This is a genomic window from Clostridium sardiniense (assembly GCF_050584765.1).
GTDB lineage: Bacteria > Bacillota > Clostridia > Clostridiales > Clostridiaceae > Clostridium > Clostridium sardiniense_A.
The window spans coordinates 119,936-139,505 of record NZ_JBNOOR010000004.1 but is presented as its reverse complement, the minus strand read 5'-3'; the positions used below and the strand labels follow the sequence as shown (position 1 = coordinate 139,505).

The following is a 19,570-nucleotide window of genomic DNA, read 5'->3' as shown; positions in this document are numbered from 1 at the left end:
ATAAAAAATAGATGAGGTTAAGGGAGGAGTCACTTTATGGGGAAGTTATTTGTAGGGGTCGATCTAGGTGGTACTAAGATATACACAGCATTAGCAGATGAGACTGGAACTATTTTAAAGGAAATAATAGTTGGGACAGAAGCTAACAAAGGACCTGATCAAATTGTAGAAAAGATAAAAAATAGCATAAGAAATGTATTAGAAGATATAAATATAGATGATATAAAAGCTATAGGTATAGGTTCACCAGGACCACTTGATATAAAAAATGGATTAATTGCAGAACCTGCAAATTTACCGTTTAAAAATTATAATATAGTAAAAGAAATTAAAGGTGAGTTTAATATACCAGTATATTTAGATAATGATGCAAATGTAGCAACACTTGCAGAGTTTAAGTTTGGGGCTGGAGTTAATACAGAGAATATGATATATGTTACAGCCAGTACTGGAGTAGGCGGTGGAGCCATATTAAATGGTAAAATATACAGAGGAAGTACAGCAAATGCTTTAGAAGTAGGACATACAACTATAAGTACAACTGGAAGAAGATGTGGTTGTGGAAATAGAGGGTGTGTTGAGGCTATGACTTCAGGAACTGCAATTAAAAAAGCTGCTATAGAAGCATTAGAAAGCCGAGTTGAAACATCATTAAGAGAATATGAAAATATTTCAGCAAAAGAAGTATTTATAGAAGCAGAAAAGGGAGATAAAGTAGCAAATGAAATTTTATCAGAAGCGTTATCTTATTTAGGTGCTGCAGTATCTAATTATGCAAACATATTTGATCCAGATATGATAGTAATTGGTGGTGGAATTACAGGAGGAGGAAAGGTAGTGTTTGACAAGATAAATGAAGAGATGAAAAAGAGATGTCTAAGCACTATATTAAATAATTGCAAGATAGAGAAAGCGAAATTAGAAGGTCAGGCTGGGGTTCTAGGTGCAATTGCTCTTGCTATGATGGAAGCAAAATAATAAATTAATAATTAAAGTTAAAACCCCTTAAATTATATATAGATTATTGTTTGAAAAATAAGCTGGACTTTAAATCTGGCTTATTTTTATTTTTTAGAGCACATTAAATTAAGTCCATTTGTAGAAAATACATATATAAATATAAAATATAAAAAAACTTTTAAAAACAAATATTCTTCGAATTTCAATATATGATAATATATGTAAATTTTTGTGGATAGATGTTAATTTAAAGAATAAATATGTAAAAAATTCAAAAATATATATAAATAATCCATTATTTTTGGACAAAAAATATCTTATAAGGTATTAACAAGGAAAAAAATTATGTTATAATTGATAAGGGTTGTACTTAATATGTAAAAGTTATCATAAAACTTGTTAAATTGTAACAGTTTTATTTATGTACTTATTTTTTTGGAAAAGGTAACATAATTAAGGAGGATTTTATTATGAAAAAAGGTATTGCTGCTTCAAAAGGATACGCTATAGGAAAAGTATTCTTACAAGAGCATGAGGAAATAGTTATAACAGATGAGAAAATTACAGATGTAGCATTAGAAAAGGAAAATTTACAAAAAGCTCTAGATGCATCAAGAGAACAATTAGAGAAAATAAAAGCTAAAGCTGCTGTAGAAATGGGAGAAGAAAAGGCTGCTGTGTTTGAAGCACACATAACTTTACTTGATGACCCAGAATTCACAGGAACTATGGCTATGGAAATAGAAAATAATCAATTAAACGCTATGAAAGCTGTTGAAAATGTAACAAATACTTTCGTTATGATCTTCGAATCAATGGAAGATGCTTACATGAGAGAAAGAGCAGCTGATATAAAAGACGTTTCAAAGAGAATAATAGCAAATTTAGCAGGTAGAGGCGGAGATGCTTTCGCAATAACAGAAGCAAATACTATAGTTGTTGCTGAGGATTTAACTCCATCAGATACTGCACAATTAGATAGAAGTAAAGTTGTTGCTTTCTTAACTAATATTGGAGGAAGAACTTCACATTCAGCTATAATGGCTAGAACATTAGAAATTCCTGCAATAGTTGGTCTTGGAGATATAACAACTTCAGTTAAAACTGGAGATTCAATCATCGTTGATGGTATTGAAGGAATAGCTATAATCAATCCAGATGAAGAAACAGTTAAAAAATACGAAGCTAAGAGAGAAGCTTTTAGAGCTGAACAAGAAGAACTTAAAAAGCTTATTGAAGTTAAAACTGTAACTAAATCAGGTAAGAGAATAGAAGTTTGCGGAAATATCGGAAAAGCAGAAGATGTTGATAGTGTTATAGCTAACGGAGGAGATGGTGTTGGTCTATTTAGAACTGAGTTCTTATATATGGATAGAGACAACGCTCCAACTGAAGAAGAACAATTTGAAGCATATAAATATGTTTTAGAAAATATGAATGGAAACCAAGTTGTTATAAGAACACTTGATATTGGTGGAGATAAGACATTACCATACTTACCATTACCAGAAGAAATGAATCCATTCTTAGGATATAGAGCAATCAGACTTTGTTTAGATAGAAAAGAAATATTTAAGGTTCAATTAAGAGCATTACTTAGAGCTTCAGTATATGGAAATCTTGCTGTAATGTTCCCAATGATTTCAGGAATAGAAGAATTCAGAGCTGCTAAAGAAGTAGTTGAAGAATGTAAGGCTGAGCTTAGAGCTGAAGGAAAAGAATACTCAGATACAACTCAATGGGGTATCATGGTAGAAATTCCAGCAGCAGCTGTAATGGCTGATGAATTAGCTAAAGAAGTTGACTTCTTCTCAATCGGAACTAACGATTTAATTCAATATACATTAGCAGCAGATAGAATGAGTGAAAAGGTATCATATCTTTATAATCCAATGCACCCAGCTGTACTTAGATTAATAAAGATGACTATAGATGGAGCCCATAAGCATGGCAAATGGGTAGGAATGTGTGGAGAAATGGCAGGAGACGAAGCTGCTATACCAACATTAGTTGAATACGGACTAGATGAGTTCTCAATGAGTGCTTCATCAATTTTAACTGCTAAAAAAATCATTTTAGAACAAGAATAGATTTTTTTATAAATAACACAAACCCAAAATCTCAGCGTGGACTTAAGTCCACGCTTTTTTTGAATTTATATGTTAAGGTATGAGAAAGATATAGATAAGTATGTGGATTGTGTATTTAAAATATTATGAATGAATTTAAATTATATAATATAGATTATAAATAAAATAAAATTTAATTTATGAGTATTCAATAAGTTTACTGATTATAAAAAGTTAATAAGCATATATAGTAACAATACGTTAAAAAGTAATATAGAAAAGCATTTCTAAAATTAAATATGTGGGTTTGTGATAAAATATGTGTATATAAAAGTAAATATGGAGGGAATATTGTGGATAAAGTTTTAAAGATGTTTATTTCATTTTTTAAGATAGGTGCATTTACATTTGGTGGTGGCTATGCCATGATCCCGATTATTGAAGAAGAGGTTGTAAATAAGCAAGGTTGGGTAACTAAAGAAGAGTTTATGGATATGCTTGTAGTATCTCAGAGCTTTCCTGGTGCTATGGCCGTAAATTGTTCTCTTTTTATTGGTTATAAAATAGCAGGTGTAATGGGTGGAATTATTGCGCTACTTGGAGTTGCACTACCATCATTTTTAATAATCCTTATAATTGCTGCATTCTTTATGCAATTTAGAGATAACTATTATGTGAATCTTGTATTTAAAGGAATATCAGCAGCTGTACCAATACTAGTTTTAACGGGCGTTATAAGCTTAGCAAAAGGTGTTAATAAGAATATTAGAAATGGAGTAACTCTAGTTATAGCCTTAATTGCATTAATAATTTTTAAAATAAACCCTATTATAGTAATAGTAGTAGCAGCCTTATATGGAGCAGTATTTTTAAGGAAGAAGGTGGAGTAGATGAGTATATTAATACAACTATTCTTTACTTTTTTAAAGATAGGAACATTTAGTTTTGGTGGGGGATACGCAATGATTCCCTTTATCCAAAGAGAAATAATAGAGAATCATCAATGGATAAATAATAATGTATTTATGGACATAATAGGTATATCACAGATGACACCTGGACCTATAGCAATAAATTCGGCAACTTTTGTTGGATATAAAGTTTCGGGAGTGCTTGGGAGCATAGCTGCAACTTTAGGGGTGGTAACTATGTCCTTTATTTTAGTATCTATTGCATCAAAAGCCATGGAAAAATTTAAGGAATCAAAGGTATTAAAAGGTGCATTACTTGGAATGAGGCCCGTGCTTATAGCTTTAATAATACAAGCGTTTTTTGATTTAGCAAAGGATGCCTATATTGATATTAAATCTGTAATAATAACACTTATAATAGGTGGGCTACTAATATCTAAAAAGGTTCATCCTATAATAGGGATAGTTATATCTGGAATACTTGGGATCATATTTTATGGAGTTTTTTAATATAAAAACATCTTATTAAATATAGTGTAAAGGAACTATTAATAGACAATTATTGTCGAGAAAATATGAGGAATCTAACTGAATATTATTTGTAAAGGCCTTTTTTGAGTGCTTGTAACCGAAATTAAGTAAATAAGGTATTTGAATGTTTTTTTCTAAAGGATTATTATTTAGCCATAAACAAGGTTATAACGTGTTTAAAATCTTAGAATAAAATATTTAAGAAGGTGTTTTTATGAGTTCTAATATGGATTCTTTAATGATGGAGATTAAAAAAAATAGCGATGCGTTACATGATGTAGCTGAAAATACAGGTATTTTAAAGAAATTAAAGGAAGGTACTGCTTCAGTAGAAAGTTATTCAGAGTACCTATTTAACTTATATGAAATTTATAAGACTTTAGAATTTAATTTGCAAAAACATGATAAAAACCGTATAGTTAAAGAATTTACAACTATGGAAGTTTATCGTTCAGAGGCAATATATAAGGATTTGAGAGTTTTATTTGGAAATAAACTTAGTTCAATGAAACTTTTAGCATCAACAAAAGCTTATGTTCAAAGACTTAATGAGTTAAGCGAAAGAGAGCCTGAATTATTAGTAGCACATGCTTATACTAGATTTTTAGCAGATCTTTTTGGTGGAAGAACTATATATAATGTACTTAAAGAATCATGTGGTATGAAAGATGAAGCTTTAAATTATTATAAATATGAAGCATTAGATGAGGCTGAAGGAATGAAATCATTCATTATGGATTATCATGAAAAGCTAAATTTATTAGATATTAAAAAGAACTTTGAAGAAAAGTTCATCAATGAAGTTTCTAATGCTTATGTATACAATATAGCTATTTCAAATGAATTAGAAGTATCAAAGTTTAATAAATAAATATAAATAAATATATTTAAAAAAGATTGCATTCTAAATTAGAATGCAATCTTTTTTTATTTTAAGTATATAAATAATATTGAGTTAGTTTGGGGGAAAATAAAAGTATCATAATTTTAGGAGTGAGTTTTTAGATGATTAAAGTTATTAAGAACATAAAGATATATTCTCCAAAATACCTAGGAGAAAAAAATATAGTTATAGTAAATGACAAAATTGAAGGAATATATGAGAATATAAAAATTCCAGAAGATTTTATTAATATTGAAGTTATTGATGGAAAAGGAAAATATGCTTTTCCAGGATTTATTGATGCACATGTCCATTTAATAGGTGGTGGAGGTGAAGGTGGTTTTAAGACAAGGACACCAGAACTTCAATTAAGCAATATAACAAGAGCTGGAATCACAACTGTCAACGGATGTATAGGAACAGATGGAGTATGCAGAAATATGAGAGCACTAATTGCAAAGGTGAAAGCACTTAAAGAAGAAGGGATAACAGCTACTTGCTATTCAGGGTCCTATGAAGTTCCAGTAAAAACTATGACTGATAGTATTAAAGGAGACTTAATGCTTGTAGATGAAATAATCGGAGTTGGAGAGATTGCACTTTCAGATAATAGAAGTTCACAACCAACATTAGATCAATTTATAAATTTAGTTGCTGAGTCTAGAGTTGGTGGACTTTTATCAAATAAATCAGGAGTTGTAAATGTTCATCTAGGTGGTGGTGCTAGAAGATTGGATTTCTTATTTAAGATGTTAGATGAATCCGAAATACCGGCAACTCAAGTAGTACCTACTCATATGAGTAGAACAAAAGAACTTTTAGATGCAGGAGTAGAGTGGGTAAAAAGAGGAGGATATATGGATTTAACAACTAGTTCAGATCCAGATAATTTAGAAAAAGGAGAAATGATAGCATCTAAGGCATTAAAATATCTATTAGATAAGGGATTACCAATAGAGAAAATAACTTTTACATCAGATGGAAATGGAAGTATGCCAATTTTTGATGAATCTGGTAAGTTAAAAGGGCTTGGGATATGTAGTGTTGAGAGTCTTTACGGAGAAGTAAAGAAGGCTATATTAACTGAGGGAATAGATATTGAGAAAGCTTTAAAGGTAATAACATCTAATGTTTCTGATGCACTTAAGTTAACAGGTAAGGGGAGAATAGAGCCTGAAAAAGATGCAGATATAGTAATAGTTAATGAATCCGACTTAGCAATTGATAAAGTAATTGCTATGGGAAAGTTAATGGTAGATAAAGGTGAGCCTATAGCAACTGGAACTTTTGAAAAGGCAATAAAAGAGTCTTTTGATTAAAAGGAAGATATTGTATAATTAGATGTGATAGGTCATTAGATAGTAGGAAATCTATTTAATGACCATATTATTTATAAAGTGGAGTTAATACATAATCTAAAGTATATGTATAATTAAAATTATTAGAAGAATATCAACAGTATAATAGCCTTATAGTGGATTATTTTATTGTTTTTGTGGATAGTTTAATACCAGTTGTTAATAATTCAATAGAGGAGAGAGTATTTATGAAAGCTATACAAGTTTCATCATTAACTAAAAATTATAATGGGAAAAGAGCTATAGAAAATATAAATTTTGATGTTGATAAAGGTGAAATAGTTGGATTTATAGGTCCAAATGGAGCAGGTAAATCAACAACTATTAAAGCAATGCTAAATTTTATATATCCTACTAGCGGAAGCTGCAAAATTTTTGGCTTAGATTGTGAAAAAGAATCTAAAAGGGTTAAAGAATTAGTTGGATATGTGCCTAGTGAAGTTAGATTTTATAATGACATGAAGGTAAAGGATATATTAAATTATGCAGAAAGTTTTTACGATGATATTGATAAAGATAAAGTAAAAGATTTGTGCAGAAGATTTGAGGTAGAAGAAAATAAAAAAATGGGGGAACTATCTCTTGGAAACAAAAAGAAGGTCGCTATAGTACAAGCTCTTATAAACTCTCCTAAATTAATAATCTTAGATGAACCAACTAATGGGCTAGATCCTTTAGTTCAGAATGTGCTATTTGAAGTTTTATTAGAAGAAAAAAAGAAAGGTACAACAATATTTTTATCAAGTCATAATCTTACTGAGGTTCAAAACTATTGTAATAGAGCGGTAATAATTAGAGATGGAAACATTGTAGATATAAAAGATATGTCTACAATAAAGGCTTTTAGCAAGAAAAAAGTAACGATATTAACTAACGAAAATATAGAAAGAGATATTAGGATACTTGGAGGAGAAAAAGTAAAAAGGATAAAAAATTCAATTAATTTTTCTTATAATGGGGATATAAATACATTGATAAAATTAGTAGCTTCATATGAAATTGATGATATAAGTATTGGCGAAGAAGAATTAGTAGATACTTTCATGAATTACTATAAAGGGGAGGAATAAATAGTGAATATTATAAAAGTAGAATTAAAAAGAAGTATTAGATCGCTATTAACATGGAGCATTGTGACCTCTCTTATATTAATTTTATTTATGTCTCTTTATCCATCTTTTAAAGATAGTGGGATGGTGGATATAATAAATGCAGAAATAGATGCTCTTCCAAAGGCAATGCTTGAAATGTTCAATATGAAAGATACACCTAATTTTTCTAATATAATAGAATACTTTGCTTATTCATTTCAATATATATTGATGGTATCAGGAATATATGGTGGCATACTTGGTGTTAATTCATTAATAAGTGAAGAAAGTGATGGAACTATAGAATTTCTTTATTCAAAGCCAGTATCAAGAGCAAAGATAGTAGGAATGAAGATAATATCAAATTTATTAATATTTTTAATATTTTCTATAATTATAAGTATAGTATCTATAATACTTATTATGATTCTAGCACCTGATGGAATAGACTTATTAAATGTATTAGTAGATACTAGAAATATATGTATAGGATTTACTGTAGTTGGATTAGTATTTTTAAGTATAGGATTTTTAATTTCAACTATAATAAAAAGTTCAAAGAGCGCTATAGCACTATCTCTTGGAGTGTTTTTCGCAACATATTTCATTGGTATAATATCTAAGATAAAAGAGAATGTAAACTGGTTAAAGGTAGTTTCTCCTTATGAAAATTTTATTCCCGGTGAAATAGTGAAAGATGGGCTTGATATAACATATATTATAGGAAGTATTTGTATTATGATAATATGTATCACATGCAGTATCATTATATATAAAAGAAAAGATTTTAGAATTTAAAATATAAAAGTACAGACTCTCTAATATTAGGGAGTCTGTACTTTTATATATGTAAAGCTATTTATAGAAATAATTAATTTTAATTCACTTATTATTTATGTAGATTTAAAATATTATCTATTAATTAATAGTATAATACAAAGAAAAATGGAGAATATGATTAGATGGATAGGAGATGATGGGTATGAAGGCTATAAGAGAAGAAATAAACAAAGATATAAAGTTTGTAGTTATGTTTAGTATCTTTACTTCAATTATTATTATATTATTTTTATCAATATATCCACTAATTGAAATCAATATAAAAAAAATTATAGATTCAGATATTATTAATATAAATAAGTTTAGTGAAATGAGACCAGTAGTTAACTATGCTAGTATAGTTAATTATATGGCATATATGTTTGATTACATCTATATAATTGCAGGTATTTATGGAGGAGCTCTTGGAGCCTGTGCATTTTTAGATAAAAAAGAAGATAATATAAGTACTAATGATTATTTACTTTCTAAGATATTAGGAAATATAGAAAAATTTTTAGCATATACGCTGATGATAGGAATGGCGACCTTTATAATGATTGTGCTTGTTACTCCTATAGATGGAAAAATAGAGTATGTCTTATTAGAGGAAGTGAACCTACTAATAGGACTATTTATAATAGGTATATTCTTTATGAGTATAGGATTTATCATCTCATTAGTATCTAAGAATAAAGTTATGAGTATAGTAATTTCTTTCGTAGTAGTCGTTTATACATATATTTTAGGAGTAGTCTCAAGGCTTTCATATAAATTAGAAATTTTAAAGATATTTTCTCCTTTTGAAAATATTAAACCTATAGATATAATAAATTATGGATATTATGGAGTGGTTGTATTTAGTATTATAATTACATCAATATGTTTTATATTACTAACAATTCTTGCATATAAAGAGATGGGTGATAGAAAAAATATTTAAGAAAGTTTTTAGATTATAGGTATTTACCTATGATTATCATAATAAAATCTTCGTTTACGATGTACATTGCAAAGGATAAAATAAATAGAAGAGGTGATTGTTAATGAATAACTTAAATAAGGAACTAAATAAAATATTAAAGGAAGAAATTATTACGTTTAGGGAAAATGGACATAAGTTTTTAAACAAAGAGATCAATGTAGGACAATTTAAAGGAATGTCTGGGGGAATGGGTGTTTACGCACATAGAGGTGGACAAGAGTTCATGATAAGATTAAAAACTCCTTCAGGAAGAGCAACTAAAGAAGATCTTGCTAAGATATATGAGTGGGCAAGTAGATATAATTTAGAATGGATTCATCCAACAACAAGAGAAGCCATACAATTACATGGATTAGGAATAGATGATGTATGTGATTTAATGGAAGAAGCAATGGATTATGGAATATATACAAGAGGATCAGGTGGAAACTTCCCAAGAAATGTTGCAATATCACCTCTTTCAGGTGTAGAAAAAGGAGAAGCTTTTGATGTAACTCCATATGCAGAAGCTGTAAATGAGTATATTATGCAAAGAGTATATACTTATAATCTACCTAGAAAAATAAAGATAGCAATGGCTAATAATTCATCCGATGCACCACACTGTACAGCAACAGATTTAGGATTCTTAGCAGTAAAAGAAAATGGAGAAAATATGTTTAAAGTTTATCTAGGTGGTGGACTTGGAAGAAATCCAAGATTATCAGTTGAATATGATGAGCTTATAAAACCAGAAGATGTAATCTATCATGTTCAAGCTATGATAGATTTATTTATGGCAGAAGGAGATTATTCAAATAAAAATAAAGCTCGTATAAGATATATTGTTGAAAGAATGGGAGAAGAAGAGTTTGTAAAATGTTATAAGAAACATTTAGCAGAACAATTTGAAAATAAAGATTTAAAAATAGATGTTAAAGAATATGAAATTACTAAAAAAGGATGTAAAGCTGATGTAAAACATTCAAGACTAGTAGAGCAAAAACAAGATGGACTTTATAGTGTTTACTTCCATCCATTTGGTGGAAAATTAAATATGTCAGATCTTAAAGGTATTATTGATGCGACAAAAGATATGGAAGCAGTAGATTTCAGATTTACTATGGAAGAAGGCATGTATATAAGAAACCTTAATGGTAAAGAAGCTGAAAAGATGCTAGAGTTAACTCAAGGTCGTGGTGGAGAAATAAAGGTAATGCAATCTGTATCATGTATTGGGGTACCAATATGCCAAATGGGGCTAGCTAACAGCCAAGGATTATTAAAGAGTATTTTAGATAAACTTTCAAATGAAAATGTAGAGAAGGACCTATTACCTGTAATGCATATATCAGGATGTACAAATTCATGTGGTGTACATGAGATTGGTGAACTTGGATTTACAGGGAAATCAAAGAGAGTAAATGATACACCAAGAAAATGCTTTGAACTTCATGTAGGTGGAAAGTTTGCAATTGGAGAAGCAAAGCTTGGAGAAGTATATGGTGATATACTAGATGAAGAAATTCCGAATTTTGTATATGATTTATATACTGCACTTGAAAAAGATAATGCTAAATTCAATGATTGGTATGTAGAAAATAAAGAAGAATTTAGAAATATAGTAAACAAATATTTAGTTTAATATAATAAAAAAAGTGGCTTAGCCACTTTTTTTTTATAAAGTTTTGTTTTAAAATACAGATAATATAAAAATATAAGGAGAATAAAGATGGCAAAGAAAACAAGTAAGAATAATGATCTATTATATACAGCAAGAGAAAATACCTCACCAAAGGTTTACGATATAATACTAGACTTAGTTAATAAAGATAAAGAAAATATTGCAAAAGATGTAATGAAGGTAGACTATCTTTTAGAATATACTAGTACTTGCATAAAACAAAAAGATTTCAGAGAGGCTAGAGAGAGCATAAATAGAGTTTCGGAAAGAATAAAAATATTAAAAGAAAATGGAGCAAATACAGAATACTTAGAATATCTTAGAGATGGGATAAGAAATAAGATAAAGTAATTAACTATAGAGATTAATAAAATATTTTATTAATTTCTAATTTTTTTATATGTTAACGGATAATAATTATTTGTTAACAAAGAATTAAATTTAATAAAAGTTATTTATAAAAGGTTTATTTAGTGATATTATTAAATAAATGATAAGTGAATTCAATTAGATTATTTAATAATTACTTACAAAAGAAGAATCCATAAAGAGAATTATTAGGAGATGACGTTTATGGAAGATAACTTAAATAAAATATTATGCAAAACAACAAAAGAATATACAGTTAGAAGAATGAAAGCGCTATTACAAAAGGCAAAAATGCAGTATAAAGATTATACCAATACATTAATAGATGCTGAAAAAGAAGATTATGAGAATGAACTTATAAACGAGGTTGAAGAAGCTAACGTGGATAATCCTCTACATGATAAATTAGATGACTTAGAGGATATATTAAAAAGTTTAGTTAATGACTGTAAAGAAGAGAATATAGAGATGAATTTACAGCGTGCTTATAAAGAATTCTCAAATGGATTTTGTAATGAATGTGTTGATTATTTAAATAGAGAAAAACTAAGAGAAAAATTAATTCAATCTATTTCAGGATTTGAATGCCAAGATAAAGATATGATGAATAAAATAGTGGAAGAATGGATAAATAATTTAATGAAATGAAGCAAGATAAGGAGGATTCATATTATATGTTTAAAGAAGAAAAAAATGGGGTTTCTATATATGGAAACTTATTAAATGGTAATTGGATAGTAAAAGATAGTACTAAATTAATAGAAATAAAATCACCTGCAAATGAACAAGTAGTAGGATTTGTAGAAGCTATGAGCAAAGAAGCTGTAGATGAAGCTATTAGTGCAGCTAAAGAAGCTCAAAAGAAATGGAGAGAAGTGCCAACTAATCAGAAATCAAGATTACTACACAATGTAGCTGATTTATTAGAAGAAAGAATAGAAGAGATGGCTGATGTTATGGTTCTTGAAATATCTAAGGATAGAAAGAGTTGTATGTCAGAAATAAAAAGAACTGCTGATTTAATAAGATTTACAGCAGATACTGCAGAAAATATAAAAGGTGAATCAATACCGGGAGATTCTTTCCCTGGATTTAAAAATGATAAAATATCAATAGTTACAAGAGAACCACTTGGAGTTGTCCTTGCAATTTCACCATTTAATTATCCAGTGAATTTAGCGGGATCTAAAATAGCACCTGCATTAATGGCTGGTAATACTGTTGTATTTAAACCTGCAACTCAAGGTAGTATATGTGGATTATACCTAGCAAAAGCATTTAACGAAGCTGGAATACCAAGTGGTGTTTTAAATACAATCACTGGTAAAGGAAGCGAAATTGGAGATTATGTTGTAACACATAAAGATATAGATTTTGTTAACTTTACTGGAAGTAGTGAAGTTGGAAGAAGAATATCTAAGATTACTGAAATGAAACCACTTTTAATGGAACTAGGTGGTAAAGATGCAGCTATAGTTTTAGAAGATGCTGATTTAGATTTAGCAGCTAAAAATATAGTGGCTGGTGCATTCTCATATTCAGGACAAAGATGTACAGCTGTTAAGAGAGTTCTTGTTATGGAATCTGTTGCAGATGAATTAAGTAGTAAAGTACTAAAAGAAATGGATAAAGTAACAGTTGGTAATCCATTAGATGGAGACTTTACAGTTGGACCTTTAATAAGTAGTAAGGCATGTGACTTTGTTCAAGGTATCATAAATGATGCAGAGAAAAAGGGTGCTAAACTTTTATTAGGTGGAACAAGAGAAGGAAATATAATAATGCCAACATTATTTGATAATGTAACAGTTGATATGAGAATAGCTTGGGAAGAACCTTTCGGACCAGTTCTTCCAATAATAAGAGTTAAAACAATTGATGAAGCAATAAAAATTGCTAATGAATCAGAATATGGACTTCAATCATCAGTATTTACTAGAGACATAAATGAAGCATTCTATGTAGCTAATAAATTAGAAGTTGGAACAGTTCAAGTAAATAATAAGACTGAAAGAGGACCAGATCACTTCCCATTCTTAGGAGTAAAATCATCAGGTATGGGAACACAAGGTGTTGCTTACTCAATAGAAGCAATGTCAAGACCAAAGGCTACAGTTATAAATTTAAAATAATAAAAAAGAGGCTCCAAAAATTGGAGCCTTTTTATTGCTTAAAAAATGTGTGATTTCCTATTTTTTTAGAATCTTTTTTTGCTGTTTCCTTCATCCAAGAGCAAGTTGCTATTGTAGGATTATAGAAGAATAAAGCTTCATTAGTTGGATCTTTTCCTCTAATTGCTTCATATACTGCGTCATAGCAAGATTCATTTGGCTGGGCAACTATCTTTCCATCAAATACACATGAGAATGCATTCTTCTGGAAGATTACATCAGATATAGTATTTGGGAACTTAGGGCTCATAACTCTGTTTAAAACTACAGATGCAACAGCGACCTTACCTTCAAAAGGTTCACCTCTGCTTTCACAATAAACAAGTTTAGCCATAAGATCAATATCAGCCTTTGTTATTTTAAGCTGAGAGCCATTTTGATTAAAAACTTCTATATCATTTTTAGAAACTTCATTTTTAGTGGCTGATGTTGCTTTCACAGCTGTCTCCTTTTTAAGAGCAACTTTATTTTCTTCCTTCTTGTCATTAGTATCTAATTTGTCTTCACTTAAAGAAACATAATCAAATAAACTAAGCATAGAAGCATTTGCTTCTATAGATGACATTAACATAATAGAAAGTAAAAAAAGACTTACAAACTTTTTCATAAAAAACCTCCTTTTTACAACCCAGTCAAAGAATATTATTGCCAAAAGGAGAAATTATATACTATTTTTCTTTAAAAGATTCAAAATCCTTACATGATTTATTTAATGAATCTATAAATTCTGTATATTTTGAAAAAGAATCTTCATATTCATCTAAATCTTTTGGATTATCTTTAGAAGCGATATCAGAATCTAATGTATCGTCAATTAAATTTATATAAGATTCATAAGTATTTATAGATTGTAGTAAACTTGAATGAAGTTCTATAGCTTCTTCAGGTACACTTAGCGTATAAAAATCATTTTTAATATTCTCAAAAATAGATTTTTTATTCGTAATATCTGTAAGAATAACGTTTAAATCTCTCTTATTTTCCTTAATATCTTCTAAAGCTGGCTTTAAATCATCATCAATTTCTTTAAATTTAGATATTAATTTATCAGCTGATAACATGTAAGATGAATTTTTTTCTTTAGTTATATCTTTCATGATATTAATTTGAATTAAGGTATCAAAATACTTATAAGTTTTATCAAAAAATTCTAAGCTATCTTCTGACATAAGACCTTCTATTCTAAGTTTAGTTAAAGAATTATTACTTTCTTTAAAACTATCTAAAGCGCCCTTATAATCTTTGAGTTTATTATCAAGGCTAGGGCTTGATTGACTCATATACATAGATAGAGCTTGCTCACAAAATGCTATGTTATAGTCTAGGGTTTCATTAAATTTTGCCTTTGTTTCAGTAACTGTTTCTGATACTTCAAGAGCATCTAGTGAGCCTTTTACTTTATTTAAATTAACAATAGCAATTGAGAGATCATTTTTTGCAGTTTCAGAATTTGCATTATCAGAGTCATTTGAATTTTCTAAAGTTGCATTTATAGATGAGACCTCCTTAGCTAATTTATTAATTTCTCTAATATTTCTACTAGATGGAGTCATCTTGGTTATAATAAGTAGTATTAATGGAATTAAAATAATTATCAAAGCAATAGAGAATAATGTCTTTTTTGTTTTAATATAATCAATAAATTTATTTAACTTTTCTTTACATATCTCCATAATATTCCTCCTTTTCATAAGATAAATAAAGTAATCTTATAAATTATATTATTTAAGGTTTTAAAATATTATTAAAAATAATAAAAAGTAAGACTCTGTTATACTAAGGTTAGAGTATTTGGTGTATAATTTAGAAAAGATACAATAATAAGGGGTGAAACTGATGCAGGATTTTTTTATTGGAGCAATAAATTCAATTAAACATATATCTATTTTTTCAATAGTAGATATTTTAGTTGTTTCATATATTTTTTATAAAGGATATATGCTTATAAAGGAAACAAGAGCAGAACAGCTTTTAAAAGGAATTTTGTTTATTCTTGCATTAATTCCAATAAGTTATGTTTTAAGATTAAATATGTTATATTTCATATTAAGTAAGACATTGACAATAGGAGTTCTTTCTTTTGTAATTATATTCCAACCAGAAATTAGACGTGCACTTGAACATTTAGGTAGAAGTGCTTTTGATGAAACGCATAATATCGGAGATGTGAAAGAGAGAGAAGCAGTAGTAGATCAAATAGTAACAGCAGTAGAAGATTTAGCAGAAACAAAAACAGGAGCATTAATTGCAATAGAACAAGGAACAGGACTCGGAGAAGTTACTGGATCAGGAACTATAATAGATGCTGAGGTTAGTTCAGCACTTTTAGAAAATATTTTTGTTGTAAATACACCTCTTCACGATGGGGCAACAATAATAAAACAGGATAGGATTTATGCTTCAGGTTGTGTATTACCATTAACAAATAATACTGGAATAAATAAAAAGCTAGGTACTAGACATAGAGCTGGTATTGGTCTTTCAGAGAACTCAGATGCATTAGTTATAATTGTTTCAGAGGAAACAGGAGTAATTTCCCTTGCTATAGGTGGAAGACTAACTAGAAATTATGATAAAGAAAAATTAAAAAGAACTTTATTAAGCATTATGCATGATAAAGAAAATAAAAAAGTAAAATCAGCTGGTGAGAGGGTGAAATCATGGATAAAAGGAATACAAAACAAACATTAGTTATAAAATTAGTATGCGTACTTCTATCCTTTGGTCTATGGCTTTATATAACGAATATTCAAAGCCCAACTAGAACTTATACTTTAAAAGATGTTCCAGTTAAGTTATTAAATACTCAATCATTAAAGCAGTTTGGATTGGCAATATCTCCAAAGCAAACTTTTACCGTAGATTTAAGCCTTGAAGGTGATGCAAAGGATATTTATTCGGTAACTAAAGATCAGTTCTCTTTGACAGCTGACCTTGGAGAATATGCTTTAAAAACTGGAATAAATAATATACCAGTTCAAGTAGTAAATTATCCAGAGGAATTAAATATAAAAAATAATGGTAATTTAGTAATTAAGGTTAAATTGGAAAAATTAATAACTAAAGATTTTAACACGACATCGAAAGTTAAAGTAAGTTATGCACAAGGTGTATATAAGCAAAAAGAGCAATTTACTTCAGAAAAAGTTGAGGTATCAGGCCCACAAAGTTCTGTAGACAAAGTTGCAAGTGTAGCTTTAGTTGGTGACCTTAATAACGTCAGTGGAAGTTTAACTAAAGAATTTCCTCTTAAAGCATTAGATGCAGATGGAGATATAGTTGAAGGAGTTACTTTAAGCAAAGAAACAGGAACGATTGCTATTGACGTTAATAATGGTAAGAGTGTTGATTTAAAAACTGAATATACAGGTCAAGTGCCAAAGGGATATAAGTTAGTTAGTACAACACCTTCAAAAACTTCAGTTCAAATTGTAGGAAACGAAAATGTTATATCATCTATAAATTCTGTGCAAACTGAAAAAGTAGATTTATCAGATATAACAAGCAATACAGAGAAGAAAGTTAAAATAATATTACCTCAAGGGGTTAGTCTAGCTAGTGGGGATAATTATATAACTGTAAATATTGTTGTTGAAAGTGAAAATAGTAATAATAAGACACCTTCCAATAAAATAACTAAGGTATTTGATGTGCCAGTAAATTATACTGGAATTAATAGTGATTTTGAGATGTCTAATGAAACTAAGACAATTAAGGTAACTGTACAAGGAGATGAAGCAGACATAAATAATATGAAAGCATCAGATTTTGTGTGCAATTTTGATTTAAGTAAATTTAAAGATGAGGGATCATTTGAAGAAGATGCAAATGTTACTATGGCAAATAGTAATCCAAATGTAACTATATCAAATGCTGATAAAGTTAAATTTACATTAAAGAAGAAATCAGCTTCAACTACAACAGATGAAAACAAAGATAAAGAGAATGGTAAGAAAACAGTATAGGAGAAATACGGTATGGCGATAAGAATAAATAATATTATTCTAAGTATAGAAGAAGATAATGCACTTCTTAAGAAGAAGGTAGCAAAAAAATTAAAGATAAAAGAGCAGGATATAGAGTCATTTAAGATTATAAAAGAAAGTATAGATGCACGAAAGAAGGATGCAATTAAGTTTAATTATTGTGTTGATATAAAATGTAAAAATGAAAAGAATATAGTAAATAGACTTAAAGATAATAATATAAAACTTGAAGAAGATGAAATTGCAGAAGAGTTTATTTACGGAGATAAAAAATTAAATTCTAGACCAGTTGTAATTGGATTTGGGCCGGCTGGAATATTTGCAAGTTTAACTCTAGCAAAACATGGATATAAACCAATAGTTTTTGAAAGAGGAGAAGATGTAGACAACAGAACAAAAACTGTAGAGGAGTTTTGGAAAAGTGGAAAACTTAATTTAAACTCTAATGTTCAGTTTGGTGAAGGTGGAGCTGGAGCGTTCTCGGATGGAAAGCTTACAACTAGAATAAAAGATAAAAGATGCTCATTCGTGTTAGAGGAACTCGTTAAAAATGGAGCACCAGAAGAAATAATGTATGTTGGTAAACCTCATGTAGGTACGGATATATTAAAAGGTGTTGTTAAAAATATAAGAGAAGAAATAAAAAGTTTAGGTGGAGAAGTAAATTTTAACTCAAAGCTTGAAGGAATAAACAAAGAAAATGGAAAACTAAAAAGTATAGTAGTAAATGGCAAAGAAATACCTTGCGAGTCTTTAATACTTGCCATTGGCCATAGCTCAAGAGATACTTATGAAATGATATATGATTCAGGAGTCTTAATGGAGCAAAAAGCCTTTGCTATAGGAGTTAGAATAGAACACCCGCAAGAGATTATAAATGAAAGTCAGTATGGAAAGTATGCAAACCATCCAAAGCTTAAAGCTGCTGATTATAGATTAGTTTATCAAAGTGAAAAGTATAATAGAGGAGTATATTCATTCTGTATGTGCCCAGGAGGTGTTGTAGTTGGTGCTGCCTCAGAAGAGGGAAGACTTGTTTCTAATGGAATGAGTTATCATGCAAGAGATCTAGATAATGCAAATTCAGCTTTAGTAGTAACAGTTGGTCCTGAAGACTTTGAAGGAGACCATCCGCTTGCAGGTATGGAATTCCAAAGATATTATGAAAGTCTTGCATTTAAATTAGGCGGTGGAAACTATAAAGCACCAATTCAACTTATAGGTGATTTCTTAAATGATAGACAATCAACTAAGCTTGGCAGAGTTAAGCCTACATATGAGCCTGGATATGCTTTTAAAGAACTAAAAGAATGTTTACCAGAAGTTGTAGTAGATACTATAAAAGAGGGTATACAGGTGTTTGGTAAGAGAATAAAAGGGTATGATATGGAGGATGGGGTTTTAACTGGTATAGAAACTAGAACATCAGCACCAGTTAGAATGCCAAGAAGCGAGAGTTTTGAAAGTGTAAACTTAGAAGGATTCTATCCAACAGGAGAAGGTGCAGGTTTTGCTGGTGGTATAATATCAGCAGCTGTAGATGGAATAAAGGTAGCAGAAATAATAATGAAAAAATATAAAATAGATTAATTTAAAAAAGTGGTTTTATGCCACTTTTTTTTTGTGCTAAATTTTCTGACAATTCGTATTTTATATAAATTATCTGATACAATATAAATGTTAATATTGTTATAAAATTAACGATAAAAAATTACATTTATGATTAAAGTATACAAAAAGATATTAATTTAAAATATAAAAGTAAGAGGTGCGT

At 29.1% G+C, this 19,570-nt stretch carries 18 protein-coding genes; 16 read left to right on the top strand and 2 right to left on the bottom strand.

Annotated features, from left to right (window positions below; translation table 11 throughout):
- The first annotated feature begins 36 nt into the window (after positions 1 to 36).
- The 13 genes from ACQPUW_RS15475 (at position 37) to ACQPUW_RS15415 (ending at position 13,771) form a co-directional block, all read left to right on the top strand.
- On the top strand, positions 37 to 978 hold the full coding sequence (locus ACQPUW_RS15475) for an ROK family protein (RefSeq protein ID WP_430838389.1): 942 nt from the start codon (positions 37 to 39) through the stop codon (positions 976 to 978).
- 452 nt (positions 979 to 1,430) lie between these two features.
- The gene (ptsP, locus tag ACQPUW_RS15470) at positions 1,431 to 3,050 is read left to right on the top strand and encodes a phosphoenolpyruvate--protein phosphotransferase (RefSeq protein ID WP_430838388.1); all 1,620 of its coding nucleotides are present in this window, start codon (positions 1,431 to 1,433) and stop codon (positions 3,048 to 3,050) included.
- Positions 3,051 to 3,382: 332 nt separating this feature from the next.
- Entirely contained in the window at positions 3,383 to 3,919 is a 537-nt protein-coding gene (locus tag ACQPUW_RS15465; RefSeq protein ID WP_430838387.1) for a chromate transporter, read from the top strand.
- The gene (locus ACQPUW_RS15460) at positions 3,920 to 4,450 is read left to right on the top strand and encodes a chromate transporter (protein ID WP_430838386.1); all 531 of its coding nucleotides are present in this window, start codon (positions 3,920 to 3,922) and stop codon (positions 4,448 to 4,450) included. It begins immediately after the preceding gene.
- A gap of 235 nt (positions 4,451 to 4,685) precedes the next feature.
- The gene (locus ACQPUW_RS15455) at positions 4,686 to 5,342 is read left to right on the top strand and encodes a heme oxygenase (biliverdin-producing) (protein WP_430838385.1); all 657 of its coding nucleotides are present in this window, start codon (positions 4,686 to 4,688) and stop codon (positions 5,340 to 5,342) included.
- Positions 5,343 to 5,476: 134 nt separating this feature from the next.
- Positions 5,477 to 6,673 carry a beta-aspartyl-peptidase gene (gene iadA / locus ACQPUW_RS15450; RefSeq protein ID WP_430838384.1) on the top strand — a complete coding sequence of 399 codons (1,197 nt, stop codon included), beginning with the start codon at positions 5,477 to 5,479 and terminating at the stop codon, positions 6,671 to 6,673.
- 227 nt (positions 6,674 to 6,900) lie between these two features.
- The gene (locus ACQPUW_RS15445) at positions 6,901 to 7,782 is read left to right on the top strand and encodes an ABC transporter ATP-binding protein (RefSeq protein WP_430838383.1); all 882 of its coding nucleotides are present in this window, start codon (positions 6,901 to 6,903) and stop codon (positions 7,780 to 7,782) included.
- Between the two features lie 3 nt (positions 7,783 to 7,785).
- Positions 7,786 to 8,601, top strand: coding sequence for an ABC transporter permease subunit (locus ACQPUW_RS15440; protein WP_430838382.1), 816 nt, complete (start codon positions 7,786 to 7,788; stop codon positions 8,599 to 8,601).
- 184 nt (positions 8,602 to 8,785) lie between these two features.
- Entirely contained in the window at positions 8,786 to 9,565 is a 780-nt protein-coding gene (locus ACQPUW_RS15435) for a hypothetical protein (protein ID WP_430838381.1), read from the top strand.
- A gap of 103 nt (positions 9,566 to 9,668) precedes the next feature.
- On the top strand, positions 9,669 to 11,231 hold the full coding sequence (locus ACQPUW_RS15430; protein ID WP_430838380.1) for a nitrite/sulfite reductase: 1,563 nt from the start codon (positions 9,669 to 9,671) through the stop codon (positions 11,229 to 11,231).
- An 87-nt stretch (positions 11,232 to 11,318) separates the two neighbouring features.
- Positions 11,319 to 11,621, top strand: a complete 303-nt coding sequence (locus tag ACQPUW_RS15425) for a hypothetical protein (RefSeq protein ID WP_430838379.1) — start codon at positions 11,319 to 11,321, stop codon at positions 11,619 to 11,621.
- 222 nt (positions 11,622 to 11,843) lie between these two features.
- The gene (locus ACQPUW_RS15420; protein WP_430838378.1) at positions 11,844 to 12,287 is read left to right on the top strand and encodes a hypothetical protein; all 444 of its coding nucleotides are present in this window, start codon (positions 11,844 to 11,846) and stop codon (positions 12,285 to 12,287) included.
- A 26-nt stretch (positions 12,288 to 12,313) separates the two neighbouring features.
- Positions 12,314 to 13,771 (top strand): NADP-dependent glyceraldehyde-3-phosphate dehydrogenase, encoded by a 1,458-nt coding sequence (locus tag ACQPUW_RS15415; protein ID WP_430838377.1) that lies wholly within the window; start codon positions 12,314 to 12,316, stop codon positions 13,769 to 13,771.
- Positions 13,772 to 13,802: 31 nt separating this feature from the next.
- On the opposite strand, the gene ACQPUW_RS15410 is transcribed toward ACQPUW_RS15415, so the two are convergent.
- Positions 13,803 to 14,417, bottom strand: a complete 615-nt coding sequence (locus ACQPUW_RS15410; RefSeq protein WP_430838376.1) for a cell wall hydrolase — start codon at positions 14,415 to 14,417, stop codon at positions 13,803 to 13,805.
- Positions 14,418 to 14,478: 61 nt separating this feature from the next.
- The gene (locus ACQPUW_RS15405; RefSeq protein ID WP_430838375.1) at positions 14,479 to 15,483 is read right to left on the bottom strand and encodes a hypothetical protein; all 1,005 of its coding nucleotides are present in this window, start codon (positions 15,481 to 15,483) and stop codon (positions 14,479 to 14,481) included.
- A gap of 163 nt (positions 15,484 to 15,646) precedes the next feature.
- On the opposite strand from ACQPUW_RS15405, the gene cdaA reads away from it, so the two are divergent.
- The 3 genes from cdaA to ACQPUW_RS15390 are packed head-to-tail and all read left to right on the top strand — an operon-like array spanning position 15,647 to position 19,386.
- Entirely contained in the window at positions 15,647 to 16,501 is an 855-nt protein-coding gene (gene cdaA / locus ACQPUW_RS15400) for a diadenylate cyclase CdaA (RefSeq protein ID WP_430838374.1), read from the top strand.
- A complete protein-coding gene (locus tag ACQPUW_RS15395) occupies positions 16,471 to 17,775 on the top strand; it encodes a CdaR family protein (protein WP_430838373.1) in 1,305 nt (434 codons plus the stop codon). Before cdaA ends, ACQPUW_RS15395 begins: the two co-directional genes overlap by 31 nt.
- A 12-nt stretch (positions 17,776 to 17,787) precedes the next feature.
- The gene (locus ACQPUW_RS15390; RefSeq protein WP_430838372.1) at positions 17,788 to 19,386 is read left to right on the top strand and encodes an NAD(P)/FAD-dependent oxidoreductase; all 1,599 of its coding nucleotides are present in this window, start codon (positions 17,788 to 17,790) and stop codon (positions 19,384 to 19,386) included.
- Positions 19,387 to 19,570 lie beyond the last annotated feature (184 nt).